The sequence below is a fragment of the Oceanobacillus damuensis genome (assembly GCF_001618145.1).
GTDB classification, from domain to species: Bacteria; Bacillota; Bacilli; order Bacillales; family Amphibacillaceae; genus Oceanobacillus; species Oceanobacillus damuensis.
Map to the genome: position 1 here is coordinate 12,921 of NZ_LQNF01000015.1, position 17,482 is coordinate 30,402.

20 protein-coding genes are annotated in these 17,482 nt (G+C 38.7%); 18 read left to right on the plus strand and 2 right to left on the minus strand.

Annotation, left to right across the window (positions count from 1 at the left end; translation table 11 throughout):
- Window positions 1–10 precede the first annotated feature (10 nt).
- From jag to A4245_RS10925, 10 genes are all read left to right on the plus strand, one after another.
- The gene (jag, locus tag A4245_RS10880; protein ID WP_067727766.1) at window positions 11–625 is read left to right on the plus strand and encodes an RNA-binding cell elongation regulator Jag/EloR; all 615 of its coding nucleotides are present in this window, start codon (window positions 11–13) and stop codon (window positions 623–625) included.
- Between the two features lie 158 nt (window positions 626–783).
- Window positions 784–1,047 (plus strand): hypothetical protein, encoded by a 264-nt coding sequence (locus A4245_RS10885; protein WP_067727767.1) that lies wholly within the window; start codon window positions 784–786, stop codon window positions 1,045–1,047.
- An 18-nt stretch (window positions 1,048–1,065) separates the two neighbouring features.
- A complete protein-coding gene (locus tag A4245_RS10890) occupies window positions 1,066–1,278 on the plus strand; it encodes a YozQ family protein (protein WP_067727768.1) in 213 nt (70 codons plus the stop codon).
- A gap of 741 nt (window positions 1,279–2,019) precedes the next feature.
- A complete protein-coding gene (gene mnmE / locus A4245_RS10895; RefSeq protein WP_067727769.1) occupies window positions 2,020–3,396 on the plus strand; it encodes a tRNA uridine-5-carboxymethylaminomethyl(34) synthesis GTPase MnmE in 1,377 nt (458 codons plus the stop codon).
- A 30-nt stretch (window positions 3,397–3,426) separates the two neighbouring features.
- Entirely contained in the window at window positions 3,427–5,313 is a 1,887-nt protein-coding gene (mnmG, locus tag A4245_RS10900; RefSeq protein ID WP_067727770.1) for a tRNA uridine-5-carboxymethylaminomethyl(34) synthesis enzyme MnmG, read from the plus strand.
- A gap of 86 nt (window positions 5,314–5,399) precedes the next feature.
- On the plus strand, window positions 5,400–6,116 hold the full coding sequence (gene rsmG / locus A4245_RS10905) for a 16S rRNA (guanine(527)-N(7))-methyltransferase RsmG (RefSeq protein ID WP_067727771.1): 717 nt from the start codon (window positions 5,400–5,402) through the stop codon (window positions 6,114–6,116).
- A 254-nt stretch (window positions 6,117–6,370) separates the two neighbouring features.
- Window positions 6,371–7,225: a nucleoid occlusion protein gene (gene noc, locus A4245_RS10910; RefSeq protein ID WP_067727772.1), complete on the plus strand. Its 855-nt coding sequence runs from the start codon at window positions 6,371–6,373 to the stop codon at window positions 7,223–7,225.
- 189 nt (window positions 7,226–7,414) lie between these two features.
- Entirely contained in the window at window positions 7,415–8,188 is a 774-nt protein-coding gene (locus A4245_RS10915) for a ParA family protein (RefSeq protein ID WP_067727773.1), read from the plus strand.
- Entirely contained in the window at window positions 8,169–9,005 is an 837-nt protein-coding gene (locus A4245_RS10920) for a ParB/RepB/Spo0J family partition protein (RefSeq protein ID WP_067727774.1), read from the plus strand. The genes A4245_RS10915 and A4245_RS10920 overlap by 20 nt, the downstream gene beginning before the upstream one ends.
- Window positions 9,006–9,154: 149 nt before the next feature.
- Window positions 9,155–9,859, plus strand: a complete 705-nt coding sequence (locus tag A4245_RS10925) for a DUF554 domain-containing protein (RefSeq protein WP_067727775.1) — start codon at window positions 9,155–9,157, stop codon at window positions 9,857–9,859.
- A gap of 230 nt (window positions 9,860–10,089) precedes the next feature.
- On the opposite strand, the gene yyaC is transcribed toward A4245_RS10925, so the two are convergent.
- Window positions 10,090–10,713, minus strand: a complete 624-nt coding sequence (gene yyaC / locus A4245_RS10930) for a spore protease YyaC (RefSeq protein ID WP_067727776.1) — start codon at window positions 10,711–10,713, stop codon at window positions 10,090–10,092.
- Between the two features lie 89 nt (window positions 10,714–10,802).
- On the opposite strand from yyaC, the gene A4245_RS10935 reads away from it, so the two are divergent.
- From A4245_RS10935 to rpsR, 7 genes are all read left to right on the plus strand, one after another.
- Window positions 10,803–11,825, plus strand: a complete 1,023-nt coding sequence (locus tag A4245_RS10935) for a YkvI family membrane protein (protein ID WP_067727777.1) — start codon at window positions 10,803–10,805, stop codon at window positions 11,823–11,825.
- 18 nt (window positions 11,826–11,843) lie between these two features.
- Window positions 11,844–12,743: a mechanosensitive ion channel family protein gene (locus A4245_RS10940; RefSeq protein WP_067727778.1), complete on the plus strand. Its 900-nt coding sequence runs from the start codon at window positions 11,844–11,846 to the stop codon at window positions 12,741–12,743.
- Between the two features lie 40 nt (window positions 12,744–12,783).
- Window positions 12,784–12,978, plus strand: coding sequence for a DUF951 domain-containing protein (locus A4245_RS10945; protein WP_067727779.1), 195 nt, complete (start codon window positions 12,784–12,786; stop codon window positions 12,976–12,978).
- Between the two features lie 288 nt (window positions 12,979–13,266).
- The gene (gene ychF / locus A4245_RS10950; RefSeq protein WP_067727780.1) at window positions 13,267–14,367 is read left to right on the plus strand and encodes a redox-regulated ATPase YchF; all 1,101 of its coding nucleotides are present in this window, start codon (window positions 13,267–13,269) and stop codon (window positions 14,365–14,367) included.
- A 248-nt stretch (window positions 14,368–14,615) separates the two neighbouring features.
- Window positions 14,616–14,903: a 30S ribosomal protein S6 gene (gene rpsF / locus A4245_RS10955; protein WP_067727781.1), complete on the plus strand. Its 288-nt coding sequence runs from the start codon at window positions 14,616–14,618 to the stop codon at window positions 14,901–14,903.
- Window positions 14,904–14,918: 15 nt separating this feature from the next.
- Entirely contained in the window at window positions 14,919–15,407 is a 489-nt protein-coding gene (gene ssb, locus A4245_RS10960; RefSeq protein ID WP_067727782.1) for a single-stranded DNA-binding protein, read from the plus strand.
- Between the two features lie 21 nt (window positions 15,408–15,428).
- On the plus strand, window positions 15,429–15,659 hold the full coding sequence (gene rpsR, locus A4245_RS10965) for a 30S ribosomal protein S18 (RefSeq protein ID WP_067727783.1): 231 nt from the start codon (window positions 15,429–15,431) through the stop codon (window positions 15,657–15,659).
- Window positions 15,660–15,706: 47 nt separating this feature from the next.
- Here rpsR and A4245_RS10970 read toward each other — a convergent pair whose 3' ends face one another.
- On the minus strand, window positions 15,707–16,195 hold the full coding sequence (locus tag A4245_RS10970; RefSeq protein ID WP_067727784.1) for a hypothetical protein: 489 nt from the start codon (window positions 16,193–16,195) through the stop codon (window positions 15,707–15,709).
- Between the two features lie 331 nt (window positions 16,196–16,526).
- Here A4245_RS10970 and A4245_RS10975 point away from each other — a divergent pair, with 331 nt between their 5' ends.
- Window positions 16,527–17,471: a YybS family protein gene (locus A4245_RS10975; RefSeq protein ID WP_067727785.1), complete on the plus strand. Its 945-nt coding sequence runs from the start codon at window positions 16,527–16,529 to the stop codon at window positions 17,469–17,471.
- Window positions 17,472–17,482: the final 11 nt, after the last annotated feature.

The window sequence follows — 17,482 nt, forward strand, 5'->3', positions numbered from 1 at the left end:
GGAGACCATAGTGAGAGAAATAACTGCTAGCGGACAGACAGTTGAAGAAGCGGTTCAATCAGCACTAGAGCAGTTAAACACCACGAAGGACCAAGTGGAAATTGATGTGATTGACGAAGGAAAAAGAGGCGTCTTCGGCATATTTGGCTCGAAACGCGCCATCGTCAAGGTCACAATGAAGAAAGATCCGGTCAAAGAAACGGAAAAATTCATCAAAGAAGTCACCAGTAACATGAACCTTTCCGTTGAACTCACTACTACTGTGGAGGGAAAGCACGTTACCTATGAAATGGATGGCGAAAATATTGCTATTATCATAGGGAAACGTGGACAAACCCTGAATGCCTTACAATACTTGGTTCATTTGGCTATTAATAAGGATAGTGAAGATTATTACACTGTCACTTTAGATGCAGAAGGCTATCGTGCAAGAAGAAAAGAGACGCTTGAGTCATTGGCACATAAAATGGCCGATAAAGCGAAACGGATGAATAAAAAAGTAGCGCTTGAACCAATGCCGGCATTTGAGCGTAAAATCATCCATAGTGAACTACAGAAAAAAGGTGATGTTTCCACCTATTCAGATGGCTTGGAACCACATCGTCATATTGTGATAAAACCTTAAAAATAAAGATTATTGGACCCCGGAGGTAAAATCCGGGGTCTATTTGTGTTTAAAAAAAGCCGATATGGCACATATTAATACTAATATCATTACGAATTATTAGCTGGTTCGTAACGCATGCTATTGATATTCATGACACGTTATGAGGAGATACAAAGGTGCAAAATTTCTCTGGTATGATTTTCAGTGGAGATCTCGATCGGATGCAGGAGTCGTTCTATCTTACACAGGTCAAAAACCTGGAAACAGCCTCTATTTTATCGGAAAAAAAGCTGACAGAGCTTAATCATTATTTAAGCAGCCAGGACGACACATGCATGATTACTATCAATGATCAAATCCCGATTCTTTTGAAGGAGCAGGAAGTTTCAGAGTTGGTGACTGATCTTACAAAAATTATCGATGCCTTGAAAGCACCGTAACGGAAGGGAGTATGCAAAGTGAGAAAGAAAGTAAATGAAAAAGCAAAAACGGTTGCAGATAAGACTTATCAGTATTCCGATTATTACAGTAACGATCAACTTTCTAGAGGGATGGCTGAGTCCCATGAACAGGTATCAGACACGTATATGGAAGGTACGATCGATCGAATGGAAGGCAAAAACAAACGTGATGACCATGAAGAAGGCGAAAAACTTCCGAGAAAACTTTAAGTAAGCTATATAGAAGACTAAAGGCGTGGATAATCCACGTCTTTTTTTGCACGAGTCTTGCCGAAAAATTTTCTTTGCCGCAAAATAAGTAAACTACCGACATAACTTATAATTAATATTTGTGCATCTGCTGTCGTCCGAGATCGCTCTGGGCGGATGCGCATCCTTAGGGCACGGCCTCAGCCCCGAAGAGAAAACCACTCTTCTGGTCTTCGGACACGTGCTTTTCCCGCAGGAGTCACCGCCCGCCGCTCACCGGGACTGGTATAGCTGTGTATTGCTAGTTTAGCTATCGCACAGGTTATAATTGGCAGCATGCGCTAATCAGCTCGGGGAAATACACGGAGACTCCTACGGGAAGAGAGGCATAGGTGAGACACTGAAATGCGATAGCATGAAGGGGCTCACCAGCCGCCTTAGGATGCGCGCAGTGTATTTCCCCGAGCGATCGCCGAAGTATCTCGCTTCAATTATTCGAGCCAAAGTTCTAACACAAATAGTTGTTACGTCGCATTCTATATCCACTGCGAAGTCTGTAAGCAACAAATCACAAGTAGAAAACTAATTTAAAAATCAAATTATCCACATGTTGATAATTTAGTAGAGAAATCAGAAAAATATTTTTTTGTGGATAACTTTATTTTTGCCTAAATGTATGTTATTCTATTTTGTTAGTGACATTAAAAAAAATAATAATGTTAATTAATATAGATTCAGAAAAAAATGTTGGAGGTGACGGAGATGGAGACAGATACAATTACTGCGATTTCAACCCCGATTGGTGAGGGTGCAATAGCCATCGTAAGGTTGAGTGGACCTGAGGCAATTTCGATAACAGCTAAGATCTTTAAAGGTAAGAACTTAACGGAAGTTGATTCACATACGATTCATTACGGAAAGATTATAGAACCACAGACGAAGGAAATTGCTGAGGAAGTAATGGTTTCCGTAATGCGTGCACCGAAAACATTTACCCGCGAAGATGTGGTTGAAATAAATTGTCACGGTGGAATGGTTGCAGTAAACAGAGTGCTAGAAATCATTCTATCTAAAGGAGCACGATTGGCTGAACCAGGAGAATTTACAAAGCGTGCATTTCTGCATGGCCGAATTGATCTGTCACAGGCTGAAGCTGTAATGGATTTGATTCGGGCAAAAACAGATAAAGCCATGTCTGTTGCCTTGAAGCAGATGGATGGTCGTCTATCTGGTTTAATTCAGCGGCTAAGGCAGGATTTATTGGAAACCGTCGCACATGTGGAAGTGAATATCGATTATCCGGAATATGATGATGTCGAAGAAATGTCCCATGATATGATGCGTGGGAAAACGAAGGAAGTTCATGCGGAAATCGAACAGCTGCTGGATGTTGCCAAACAAGGGAAAATCTTACGGGAAGGTCTTGCTACCGCAATTATTGGCAGACCGAATGTAGGGAAATCGTCATTAATGAATACTCTTGTACAGGAAAATAAAGCAATTGTCACTGAAATTCCGGGTACAACCCGTGATATTATAGAAGAATACGTGAACGTAAGAGGTGTACCACTGCGATTGGTTGATACTGCGGGAATCCGTGAAACAGAGGATATCGTGGAAAGAATCGGAGTAGAGCGCTCAAGAAAAGTATTGAAGGAATCGGATCTGATTTTGTTTGTGTTAAACTATAACGACGAACTTACAGATGAAGACGTAAAGCTTTTTGAGGCAGTCGGTGGTCTGGAATATATCGTCATCATTAACAAGACCGATTTGGATCAAAAGCTTAATATGGATAGAGTAAAGGAACTTGCAGGAAACAGACCGATCGTTACCACTTCTTTAATAGAAGAAGAAGGTGTAGACGAGCTGGAAAAAGCAATTGCAGACACATTTTTTGCAGGAGAAATTGATAGTGGAGACATGACATATGTTTCCAATATCAGGCATATTCAGCTGCTGAAACAGGCAAAACAAGCACTTGAAGATGCAATGGAAGGCATTGAACTGGGAATGCCAATGGATATCGTTCAAATAGATGTAACCCGAACATGGGAATTTTTAGGTGAAATTATTGGTGATACTGCGAGTGACAGTCTGATTGACCAGTTATTCTCACAGTTCTGTTTAGGTAAATAAATATAATATAATAAGAAAGGATGAAAAAAGATGACATACGATGCAGGTAAATATGATGTAATCGTTATTGGAGCTGGTCATGCTGGTGTAGAGGCTGGTTTTGCAGCTGCACGAATGGGTGCCAAAACATTAATGCTTACGTTGAATCTGGATATGATTGCCTTTATGCCATGTAACCCATCCATTGGTGGGCCGGCAAAAGGTATTGTTGTACGTGAAATCGATGCCCTTGGTGGAATAATGGGCAAAGTGATCGATAAAAGCTATATTCAAATGAGAATGTTGAATACAGGAAAAGGCCCCGCTGTACAGGCATTGCGTGCACAGGCCGATAAACCTGTCTATATGAAAGAAATGAAAAAATGGATGGAGAATGAAGAAAATCTCACCGTTCGTCAAGGAATGGTAAATTCGCTTATCGTGGAAGATGGTATTTGCAAAGGAGTTATTACCGAAACAAATGCTGCCTATCATGCTGAGTCAGTAATTATCACAACGGGTACATTTATGAGAGGAAAAGTATTAATGGGAGATTTGGAGTATGAGAGTGGTCCAAATAACCAACGCGTATCCATTAAACTTTCTGAACATCTGGAAGAGCTTGGCTTTGAGCTGACTCGTTTTAAAACGGGAACTCCTCCAAGAGTAAACAGTCATACAGTTGATTACTCACAAACGGAGATTCAACCAGGGGATGATAACCCACAAGCGTTTTCCTATGAAACAACCGAACAAATTACGGATCAAATTCCTTGCTGGTTGACGTATACAAATGAATTTACCCACAACGTAATCAATGACAATTTGGGACTTTCTGCAATGTACTCTGGAATGAAACGTGGTACTGGTCCTCGTTACTGTCCGTCCATTGAGGATAAAATCGTTCGTTTTAATGATAAACCGCGTCATCAAATTTTCCTTGAACCAGAAGGAAGAGATACCGAAGAGGTTTATGTACAGGGCTTGTCAACATCATTGCCTGAATCTGTTCAGCATGAAATTATTAAAACAATTCCAGGCCTTGAAAAAGCACAAATTATGCGTCCTGGTTATGCGATAGAGTATGACGCAATGGTGCCGACACAACTTTGGCCGACACTGGAAACAAAGAAAATCTCTGGATTATATACAGCTGGCCAAATTAACGGTACATCCGGTTATGAGGAAGCTGCAGGTCAAGGACTTATGGCTGGCATCAATGCTGCTGCCAAAGCATTGGGCAAAGAACCTGTCATTTTGGACCGTTCACAAGCCTACATTGGTGTTATGATTGATGACCTTGTAACGAAAGGGACAAATGAACCGTATCGCTTGTTGACATCTCGTGCAGAATACAGATTGCTTCTTCGCCATGATAATGCTGATATGCGTTTGACTGATGTTGGTCATGAAATCGGCTTAATTTCTGAGGAACGCTATAAAAAATTCCTTGAGAAAAAACGATTGGTGGAGGAAGAGAAAAAACGTCTGCGTAAAATAGTCATCAAGCCATCTGAAGAGATCAATGAATTGATGGATGAAGCCGGTGCAACACGTCTAAAAGAGGCAGTGAAAGCATACGACTTGTTAAAACGACCGGAGATTAACTACGAAATAATTGACCGAATGATTGAAAGTAATCACGAAATCACACCTGAAGTAAGTGAACAAGTTGGAATTCAAATTAAGTATGAAGGTTATATTAAAAAGGCAAATGAACAAGTGGAGCGCATGCTGAAAATGGAAGAGAAAAAGGTTCCTGTTGATATTGATTATGATGATATTCATGGACTTGCTACAGAAGCAGTGGAAAAACTGAAAAAAGTTCGTCCATTGTCAGTAGGGCAGGCATCCAGAATATCAGGTGTCAATCCGGCAGATGTGTCCATATTGCTTGTTTATATCCAACAAGGGAATATCGCTCGTATTGCCAACTAAGCATTCATTGGATAAAATTTGAGATAGCGGCGTATGAAGGAGATACGCCGCTATCTTTCAATTACTATAAAGGAGACATCCTAATCATGAACCCAGAACAGTTTGTAAACGCATTAAAAGAACATGGAATTGAACTTAGTACATATCAACAGGAACAATTTTCCAAGTATTTTAAGCTGTTGGTGGAATGGAATGAAAAAATAAACCTGACAGCAATCACCGAGAAGGAAGAAGTTTATCTGAAGCATTTTTATGATTGTATCACTGCGGCATTTTATTTTGACTTGGATAAGGAGCTGCAGATTTGTGATGTAGGTGCAGGTGCAGGATTTCCAAGTATTCCGCTTAAAATCTGTTTTCCCCAACTAAACGTAACAATTGTTGATTCACTGAAAAAAAGAATTGGTTTTCTAAATCACTTAGCCTCACAGCTTGAACTTACTAATGTGGCCTTTTATCATGATCGGGCAGAGAATTTCGGGAAAAACAGCGAGTTTCGTGAAACATTTGATGTCGTAACAGCAAGAGCTGTAGCACGTATGTCTGTTCTAAGCGAATTATGCTTGCCTCTTGTAAAGAAAAATGGTGTTTTTATAGCCATGAAAGGATCCCAGGCTGAGGAAGAACTCAATAATGGGAAACATGCAATCGAATTGCTGGGAGGAGAAACAAATGCCGTCCATACATTCAAACTACCGCAGGAAGATAGTGAACGTTCGATTGTAATTATAGATAAAAAAAGGAAGACACCAAAAAAATATCCGAGGAAAGCTGGACTGCCAAATAAGGAGCCGATTGAATAATATTCCACTTTGAAGTATGAAACATGGAATTGAAAAGTCATAAACTATTCTTTACTTTTTCGTATTCAAATATGGTAGAATAGGTATAATTAATGATGGTTTTTAGCGCGCAGTATTTATACTGTAGCGTTTTTATTAATCAATATATTTTATACTGTCAGTCTGTTAAAATTATAAACAAACAAAATTGTTTCACGTGAAACAATTTTATACATACATAGAAACTAGTTTATTTATGAAGGTGGTGTCAGGTAGTGGTACATCCTTTTAATCGGATATTTGGTATGGGAGAGAAGGCGAACACTGAACAAGAGGAACCTGGTTATTCTACAGATGAGGTTTTTCAGCTTGAAGTAGGAAAAATCGAGCCTAATCGTTTTCAGCCAAGAACTATCTTTAATGAAGAGAAAATAAAGGAATTAGCGCAAACAATCAATACACATGGGATGATTCAGCCTATAGTCGTTCGACAACTGGACGAAGAAAATTTTGAGCTGATTGCCGGTGAACGTCGCTGGAGGGCTGTTCAGTCCTTAGGCTGGGAAAAGGTGCCGGCAATCATCCGTGAAATGTCCGATACGGAGACAGCATCGGTTGCATTAATTGAAAATTTGCAGCGTGAGGAATTGACAGTTATCGAAGAGGCATTGGCCTATGCGAAACTTCTTGAGTTACATTCTTTAACACAGGAAGCATTAGCACAAAGATTAGGGAAAAATCAATCAACAATCGCTAATAAGCTGCGTCTGTTGAAGCTTCCTGAAGAAGTGCAGACAGCATTATTAAATAAGTCAATAACAGAACGACATGCCAGAGCTTTAATAAAATTAAAAGATGTCGAAAAGCAAATATTAATTTTACAGGCAATTATCGAAAATGATTTAAATGTGAAGCAGACAGAAGAACGCATAGCAAAAATTAATGAACCAAAAGAAGAAAAAAGAAAACGCCCTAAGCTAAAAGGGGTTAATAAAGATATTCGGATAGCTATGAATACAATTCGCCAATCATTGAATATGGTATCTGATACTGGGGTTGAAGTTGAATCCGATGAGAAAGAAATGGACGATTATTATCAAATCACAATAAAAATACCAAAGAAGAAATAATATCTTTTATTTACTTATACATGATTTCACCCATCTTTTCTGCAAGATGGGTATTTCTACGTGCTTGATTTTGCAAAAGCATATCATCGTGGGGAATTAAATTACAAATTTACAAAAATGGTGAAATTTATAGTCGTTTTAATGTAATTAATGATAATATAGTATTTATATAGTTAGGTAGGTGTCAACATGGGAAAAATAATATCCATCGCAAATCAAAAAGGTGGTGTAGGGAAGACAACTTCATCTGTAAACCTTAGTGCATGCCTGTCATCTTTAGGTAATAAAGTGTTACTTGTTGATACAGATCCCCAAGGGAATGCTACCAGTGGTGTTGGAGTCAACAAAGCAGATGTGAACCATTGTATTTATAATGTACTTGTTGAAGATTTACCAGCAGAAGAGGTTGTTATTCCGACAAATGTAAACAACTTAGATATTATACCTGCAACCATTCAGCTTGCTGGTGCGGAAATAGAGCTTGTACCGATTATTTCAAGAGAGATACGGCTGAAAAAAGCACTTGAAAGCTTAAAAGAACAATACGATTATATACTTATAGATTGTCCGCCATCATTGGGATTACTGACTATCAATGCACTTACAGCTTCTGATACGGTAATGATCCCTGTTCAATGCGAATACTATGCACTCGAAGGGCTCAGTCAGTTATTGAATACAATCAGACTTGTTCAAAAACATCTGAATAAACACCTGATGATAGAGGGTGTCCTGTTAACGATGCTTGATGCAAGAACCAATTTGGGAATACAAGTAATTGAAGAAGTGAAAAAATATTTTCAGGATAAAGTCTATCAAACAATCATACCTAGAAATGTAAGGTTGGGCGAAGCGCCTAGTCATGGGTTACCGATCATTATCTATGATCCGAAATCCAGGGGTGCGGAAGTTTATCTTGAATTAGCGAAGGAAGTGATGGCTAATGGCGAAAGGGTTGGGTAAAGGGCTAAATGCTTTTTTTCCTGATATGGAAAAGCAGGATGAAGCTTCCGTTCAAGAGATTGCTATCACTCAGTGCAGACCAAATCCTTATCAACCGAGAAAAACATTTCATGCAGATGCAATTGAGGAACTCAAGGAATCCATTTTGGAATACGGCATTATTCAACCGTTGATTGCGAGAAAGAGTATTAAAGGTTATGAGATAGTGGTTGGTGAACGGAGATTTCGCGCTGCAAAGGAAGCAGGCCTTAAAACGATTCCTGTTGTAGTTAAAGAGTTATCTGATGAAAAAATGATGGAAATTGCTTTATTGGAGAATCTGCAACGTGAAGATCTGACACCAATAGAGGAAGCCCATGCTTATGCAAATTTAATATCGGAATTAAAAATCACACAGGAAGAATTATCAAAACGTTTAGGGAAAAGCCGATCACACATAGCAAACATTGTTCGTCTGCTTTCCTTGCCAGAACAGGCTGTTGCCTATATTAATAATGGGGAATTGTCGATGGGCCATGGACGAGCTTTATTGGGCTTAAAAGACAAGAACAATCTAATTCCTTTAGTTAATAAAATTCGTCAGGAAAAATTGAATGTACGTCAAGTAGAAAAAATGATTATGGAATTGAACCAAAAACCTGTCCGGAAGAAGGAGAGACCTAAAAAAGATGTGTTTCTTCAGGAGAGGGAAACCGTATTACGGGAACGTTTGGGTACTGCCGTTAATATTCATAAAGGTAAGCGCAAAGGGAAAATAGAAATAGAATTTTACACCGATGATGATTTGAACCGTATCATTGAGTTTCTCGAAAAATAAAATAGGAATAAACTTTAACAGGGACTGACGAAATACTGGTCAGTCTTTATCATTCACATCAATGTTCCACGTGAAACATTGGTGTGAATTTAAATTTATACATAGTAATGGATAAGGTATAGGATGAAAAAATAGATGGAGAGATAACAATGATATTATTTGGAACGTTGGTTAATGGAGCATTCATCATAATTGGAAGCGTTCTTGGGTTGTTTTTCACAAAAATACCAGAAAGATATAAAGAGACAGTCATGCAAGGGATTGGGCTTGCTGTACTATTAATCGGATTACAAATGGCAATGGTCACAGATCAAATTATTATCATTCTATTGAGTTTGCTTTCGGGAGCGGTAATTGGCGAATTTATTCATTTGGAAGAGGGATTGAATAAATTCGGCAATTGGATAGGAAGCAAATTCACATCAACGGGAAGTGATTTTAGTGTCGCTCAAGGCTTTGTCACAGCCACATTAATTTTCTGTATTGGAGCGATGGCAATTATCGGTGCATTGGATAGCGGCATTCGCGGGGATCATGAAATTCTTATCACAAAAGGAGTTATTGATGGATTTGCTGCATTGGTACTGACAACAACGTTAGGATTTGGAGTGATTTTCTCGGTTGTGCCGGTAGTTGTCTACCAGGGTACGATTGCTTTGTTGGCTACACAGATTGAAAAGTGGATTCCGGAATCACTTCTAAATGGAATGATCGTAGAAGTGACTGCAGTAGGGGGACTGCTCATTGTAGCAATCGGTTTGAACATATTAAAGATAACTAATATTAGAATAGGTAATCTATTACCGGCAATATTGACAGTAGGATTCATTTTTTATATCTACCAGCTTTTATAGAGAAAGAAAAGTCACGGTACATGATTTAGTGAACGTTTACTGTGTTACATATCTATTACATAGGATTATATTCTTCTTTCTATTAGAACCGTCCGGAAACCTGCTTTGGAGTCTAGGACGGTTCTTTAATTTGGAAAATGACAATATAAAAATATGTTATATTTAATAGATACTTCCCTCAGCTCATGACAAGCTGAGTCAACATTTTCCAAGACAATTATGACGGACCATTAAACCGTCCATTTTTTAACTTGCTGCTCTTTAGGAATAACTACTGAAGGAGAAGGATTATAGGTTAAACGCTGATCGATTCTGTTTAATATGGAAGAAATTTGTCTTGCCATATCCATAACAATCGATAGTCTGGTGCTTTGCAAAATAGAATGCTCCATAAAACCGCTAATGTTAACGACACCTGTAACATTGATATCACCTATGGGCGGTAATGCTTTATTTAAGGCTGAGCCTGGCTGTAATGGACCTTTTTCCGTAATGATATGCCCAATGGAGGAATTCCGTCCGAGGCAGGCATCAATTGCGATAATAAAAGGGTTCCTATGATTCGACTTTATTGTATCAATTGATTCCTGTAAATTTACCGCATGAACCGGTCTGTGAAGTGTACCATAAATATTCATGTGTTTCGGTTTTGACTCTTGCAGAAATGTACCTGCCAATGGACCAAGTGCATCTCCCGTTGAACGGTCTGTCCCAATACAAAGTATTACATATTCACGCGGGATTTCCGGAAACCAGGAAATGATCCTTTCACTCATTAATGATAAAATGTCTGAATCGTTATGGGGCATACGGAAATGTTCAGCTGAATGATCAAATCGACTTTTTAGACTCATAGCTTATCCTCCACAAACATATTGGTATAGTATACGGATTTTTTGATTGAACTATACATACGAATATTGAAATAATTGGAGGAAGCAAAATGTGGGGAGCCGGATTAAAATGGATGTTTTTAATTATAGGGACGACAATTGGTGCAGGTTATGCTTCGGGGAGGGAACTATGGCAATTTTTTGGACATGAAAGCGGACTTGCCATATTATTATTTGCTCTAATATTTTCCCTGTGCTGTATGGTAATCATGGATATCAGCTACAGATTACAGACTTCTCATTATTTACCGGTACTTGAGGAGATTGTTGGCAGTAGATTGACCGGTGTATTTGATGTTATGATTCTATTGTATTTATTTACGACCACAATCATAATGATTGCCGGTAGTGGAGCTACAGGACAAGCGTTTAATTTTTCCTATTGGTGGGGAATAGTCGTTATTGCCGTCGCATTGGTTTTGTTGTTCAGTAAAGGTGTAAATGGACTGATAAATATCAACCGACTCATCCTTCCTATATTGCTCGGTGGCATGCTGTATATTTTGGTTATGTTTACGATAGATCAGGAACTGAAGTTGTTTTCCCATTGGCATGAACAAAGGAATTGGATGGCTGCCTTTCCGTTTACAGCATTAAATATCCTGCCCCTGATTGCTGTACTTGGTGCGATTGGAAATAAGGTTTATTCCAGGAAGGAAATTTTGATTGCCTGCCTTGGAAGCGGCATTTCTCTCGGTGTCATCTCCTATATCTATAATAATAGTCTTATTCAAATTGCAGATGAAATTCTTCTATACGAAATCCCCTTATTTGCCATTTTAAAGCATTATCCGTTTGAGATTCTCGTGCTTATGTCAATTCTTTTATGGTTCGCTATTTTTACCACGGCAGCTTCAGGAATGCTAGGAATTGCTTCGAGAATGCAGGAATATTTCAGAAAACCACTATACTTGATTGTAATCGGAGCATTGTTCATAATGATTCCTTTAACTACTTTTGGTTTCTCCACCTTAATCGGCATTATCTATCCGATTTATGGCATGCTGAATTTATATGTTTTGGCCAGACTATTACTATATCCAATCTGGAATAAATTGGACAACCGTAAATAATTGAAGTGAGGTTTTAGCATGGAAAAAATAAATGAACAATTAATGGATTTATGGATATATATTACTGGTCCTGATTTATGGACCACATTACTTTACGTATTATTTAGGATTGTCGCTATTGTTTTGCTCGCGGTGGCAATCGTGAAGGTTACAAGATCATTGGTCGATAACGTTTTTAAAAATCGCAAAACCGGACCTCTCCGAATTTCACCAAGACGTGAAAATACATTAAAAAAACTGATTAAAAATGTTGTTGCCTATATCGTCTATTTCATGGCAATCGTAATGATATTAGGTGTACTTAACTTTGAAATTGGCCCGTTGCTCGCTGGTGCAGGGGTTGTTGGACTGGCAATAGGTTTTGGTGCACAGAATCTGGTCAGGGATATCATCTCCGGATTCTTTATCATATTTGAAGATCAATTTTCCGTAGGGGATTATGTAGCAGTTTCCGGTATTGAGGGAACGGTGGAAGAAATCGGACTGCGCACAACAAAAGTACTTAGCTGGACTGGCGAAATGCATATTCTTCCAAATGGCAATGTTACACAGGTGACGAATTATTCCTTACACAATGGACTTGCCGTGGTTGACATCAACATTCCTTATGAAAGCAATGTAGACGATGCAGAAAAAATCATTAATCAGGTAGCCGCTACACTGCCTGAGAAATATGAATATATTGTAGGTGTTCCAGAAACGATCGGAGTACAGAACTTGGAAGCTTCCTATTTTGTTCTGCGTGTCATAGCGGACACATTGCCAGGCTTCCAGTGGGCAGGGGAAAGGAATATCCGAAAAGAAATGCAGGACAAGCTTTATAAATCCGGCATCGAAATACCTGCGCCTCGTCTTATGATGTATTCCACTGAAGAGAAGCAAAAATTCATCAGGGAAAATAGAGAGCGCGGCCTCTAAATATCCGTTATAATAATAGGAAAAAAAGGAGAGCCCGAAAATGGAGAAAGAATTTGGACTGAATGATGTTGTACAAATGAAAAAACCTCATCCATGCGGAGAAAACAGCTGGAAGGTTATTCGAATGGGGATGGATATTCGTATTAAGTGCCTTGGCTGTGGACATAGTGTGATGATCCCGCGGAGGGAATTTACGAAGAAGATGAAAAAGGTTATTGCAAAAGCAGAGGAATAAAAACAGCAAAATATTATCTAAGCATAAATGGATCCCCGCGCAAATGAAGTTGAAGGAATCCGAAATAATTTAAAAAATAGTTAAAATTGACTATAACCCTCCTATAATAGTATTATAGAAGCATAAAGAGATTAAAAAATTTAAAAGTAATAGGGTTTCAAGCAAAAATAGGCATCCATCATATGCCTATTTTTGCTTTTTACGCGCTTGTCTTTTTACATACTAATATCTATAATTGGAATAACGAACGCGTTCATATGAATGGTATCCTTAAGGAGTGAAAGTTTAATGGCATTAACAGCAGGAATCGTCGGACTTCCGAATGTGGGGAAATCCACGCTTTTTAACGCAATTACACAGGCTGGAGCAGAAGCAGCAAACTACCCGTTTGCCACGATCGATCCAAATGTGGGAATTGTGGAAGTGCCTGACGAGCGCTTAAATAAATTAACAGAATTAGTAAAACCGAAAAAAACCGTACCAACAGCTTTTGAGTTTACTGATATTGCCGGTATTGTTAAAGGTGCAAGTAAAGGTGAAGGACTGGGGAACCAATTCCTGTCCCATATTCGCCAGGTCGATGCAATCTGTCAGGTTGTCCGTTGTTTCGTGGATGAGAACATTACCCATGTCTCCGGCAAGGTGGATCCAATTGATGATATTGAAATCATTAATCTGGAGTTGATATTGGCGGATCTGGAAACGGTCAATAAACGTTTTACCCGAGTTGAAAAGCTTGCAAGACAAAAGGATAAAGACGCCGTGGCAGAGCAGGATGTACTTGCAAAAATTAAAGCTGGACTGGAAGAAGAGAAACCTGTAAGGGCAATTGAATTTTCCGAAGAACAGGAAAAAGTTGTTAAAGGACTTCATTTGTTAACGAGCAAACCGACATTATATGTTGCTAATGTGAGTGAAGAAGAAGTTGCTGACCCTGATTCGAATGAAAATGTACAGAAAGTAAAGGAATATGCTGAAAAAGAAAATGCCGAAGTGATTGTAGTCTGTGCAAAGATTGAAGAGGAAATTTCTGAACTTGATGCAGAAGAAAAAGAGATGTTCCTTGATGATTTAGGGATTGCAGAATCAGGCTTGGATAAGCTTATCAAAGCATCCTACCAACTTCTGGGACTGGCAACATACTTTACTGCCGGTGAACAGGAAGTGCGGGCATGGACTTTCCGTAAGGGGATCAAAGCACCCCAGGCAGCAGGAATTATCCATACCGACTTTGAAAAGGGGTTTATCCGAGCCGAGACAGTATCCTATACAGACCTCATGGAAGCTGGATCGATGGGGCATGCAAGGGAAAAAGGAAAAGTAAGACTGGAAGGTAAAGAGTACATCGTTCAGGATGGAGATGTCATCCATTTCCGTTTTAATGTTTAATAAATAAAACGGCAGTAAGGTATCGACTTATTTTCACTGAATGTCTTTGTATGGCACAGGCACAGAACGGATAAAATTGGTGATAACGTATAATTTGGATCTCTCGAAGGCTTGTTATTCTGTAAAAAATTTGGTATAATATATCATTGTGAGTAATTAGATTTTTGATTATTCCTTGCTCTTATCGAAGGACGGTAAAAAAACTGCCAGCAGATAGGGGCCGCTAAGACCAAAAGGAGGTGTAACGGATGAGAAAATACGAAATCATGTATATCATCCGCCCAGACATTGAAGAGGAAGCTCAAACAGCTTTGATTGAGCGTTTCAACAAGATCTTAACTGATAATGGGGCGGAGATCGCAAAAGTAGATGAAAAAGGCAAGAAACGTCTTGCTTATGAAATCAATGACTACCGTGATGGATATTATGTTCTGATTAACTTCAGCAGTGGTGAAGAAGCAGTAAACGAATTTGATCGCCTTGCTAAGTTCTCTGATGACATTATTCGTCATATTACAATTCGAGATGAACAATAATAAGGAGTGGTTCTGATGTTAAATCGTGTCGTATTAGTAGGCAGGTTAACGAAGGATCCTGATTTACGTTATACACCGAATGGCGTTGCTGTAGCTAACTTTACGATTGCAGTAAACAGACCTTTTTCTAATCAACAGGGAAACCGTGAAGCAGACTTCATTAACTGTGTTGTTTGGCGCAAACCGGCTGAAAACCTTGCTAACTACATGAAAAAAGGTAGTATGATAGGTGTGGATGGTCGTATTCAAACACGTACATTCGAAGGCCAGGATGGTAAAACTGTTTTTGTGACGGAAGTAGTTGCAGACAGTGTACAATTCTTAGAGTCAAAGGGTTCCTCTTCTCAAGGAAACCAAAACTCATCAGGATTCCAGCAAAACAGAAATCAGAACCAATTTCAAAACCAAAATCAATCCCAGCAAAACCAGAATCAAACTCAAGAGGATCCATTTAAGAATAATGGAGAGCCTATCGATATATCAGACGATGATTTACCATTCTAGAATCTAAAAGGAGGGGTATCAATGGCAGCTCGTCGCGGACGCGCTAAGCGTCGTAAAGTGTGTTACTTCACAGCCAACGGAATTACACACATCGATTATAAAGATGTTGATTTGCTAAGACGTTTCATTTCTGAACGCGGAAAAATTCTTCCACGTCGTGTAACTGGAACTTCTGCAAAATACCAACGTAAACTTACAATTGCAATCAAACGTGCTCGTACTATGGCATTACTTCCATATGTATCAGAGTAATAAAAGAAAACCTCAAAATCTAATTTGGATTTTGAGGTTTTTCATTTTTAAGTACGCTCTCTTCGTTTCGGATAATGCAAAATCATCCTTACTAATAGTCCGGTGGTATAAATAAAAGCAAAGACCAGATAGATGTCGCTGACTTGGAAAATAAAGGTGATGACAGCATAAAACAGGAACGGAATGGTTGTTGTAAATGCACACATTTTCCAAAGTACAGGGTAACGCAGCTTGCGTCTCATCAGATAGGTGAGTCCTCTTCCCGCATATGCAATTAAGGATAGGCACATAATGACGATAATCGTAAGCGGGAGATAATAAAACATGAAAAAATAGATGAGTTTCAAAATAAAATTAAGATCGGCTCCAAAGCCGGTTGTGGCTGATAATCTTTCAATCAATTCAGGGACGGAGACAATTGCCAACAGAATAAACATATATATGACAGCGGCATCCATTCCGATTCGGTTCAATTGAAACATAGCATCTTTTCTCGGCAGTCTGATGCTATGAAGAAACACTTGCAAATAGATCATTAATTTCATCCTTCATGATTGGTTATTTCATAACGGGAAGAATAGGAATACGCAAATGGCCTCGAAGCCTCCCGTCGTTGTTACTTCTATTATAATGGAAATGAAACAATAAAGCGTCTGTAATGCAATACAAAAAATGAATTAATAGTGACAAAATATGACAAAAAAAAGAGAGTTTTATTGAAATATACCGTCCCACAGGCGGGTTTTTATTCCCCGGGAAATAATAGTATCTACATTTTCCGACAAGCCTTTCTGTACGAATCGTGTTATCATATTATAATACGTAATAATTACTATATTTTTAACTAGCATAGATGAGGTGCAATGAATGAATCAATCAAGAAAAATGACTGACGGGGCATTACTGCTGGCAATTTTCATGGTAATATTGCTGGTTACCATTTTCGTCCCAGTGTTATCGGTATTCAGTATGTTCTTTTTGCCGGTTCCTTTTGTTTTATTCGCTTCAAGACACGGCTTTAAGCCTTCCTTAGTGATGTTTGCTGTTTCTTTAGTGTTGGCAACAATGTTCGCAACCTTCTTCTCCTTACCGCTTGCTTTATTAATGGGATTAGGTGGCATAACTGTAGGGAGCGCAATTTATAAAGAGTATTCACCATATGAAACATGGGCAAGAGGAACATTTGGGTTTGTAATCGGTCTATTGTTTGTTTTTGTTTCCAGTCAAATGATATTTTCTGTGAACTGGGTGGATGAATTAGAGGTTATGGTAACAGACTCCTTGGAAATGAGCTCCTCCCTTATGGAATCTTTTGGAGTAGCTGAACAATCGGAGGAATTTGAAGCGTTAATCCAGCTGCAGGTACAGACTATGATTGATTTGCTGCCTGTAGGCTTAGCGTTATCTGCTCTAGTACTTGCTTTTCTTTCGCAATGGATCAGCTATAAATTTATAAATAGACTTGAAAAGAAAGAACTTCGGTTTTCTCCTTTTCGCAATCTGAGATTCCCACCATCCATATTATGGATTTACTTTTTTGCGTTGATCTTTTCGTTTATCAGCCGTGATCCATCAAGCTTTTTCTTTACGGCAGTACAGAATGTCCTCGTGCTTACAGGTCTAATAATGACAATGCAGGGATTTTCCTTTATATTCTATTATGCCTATCATAAGAAAATTTCAAAGTCTATACCGATCTTTATTGTAATCCTTACGATACTTTTTCCTACATTTCTGCTTTATTTCATTAGAATCTTAGGTATAATTGATATAGGCTTTAGGTTAAGAGATCACCTGGAAAACAAAAAATAGCACAGTAATAA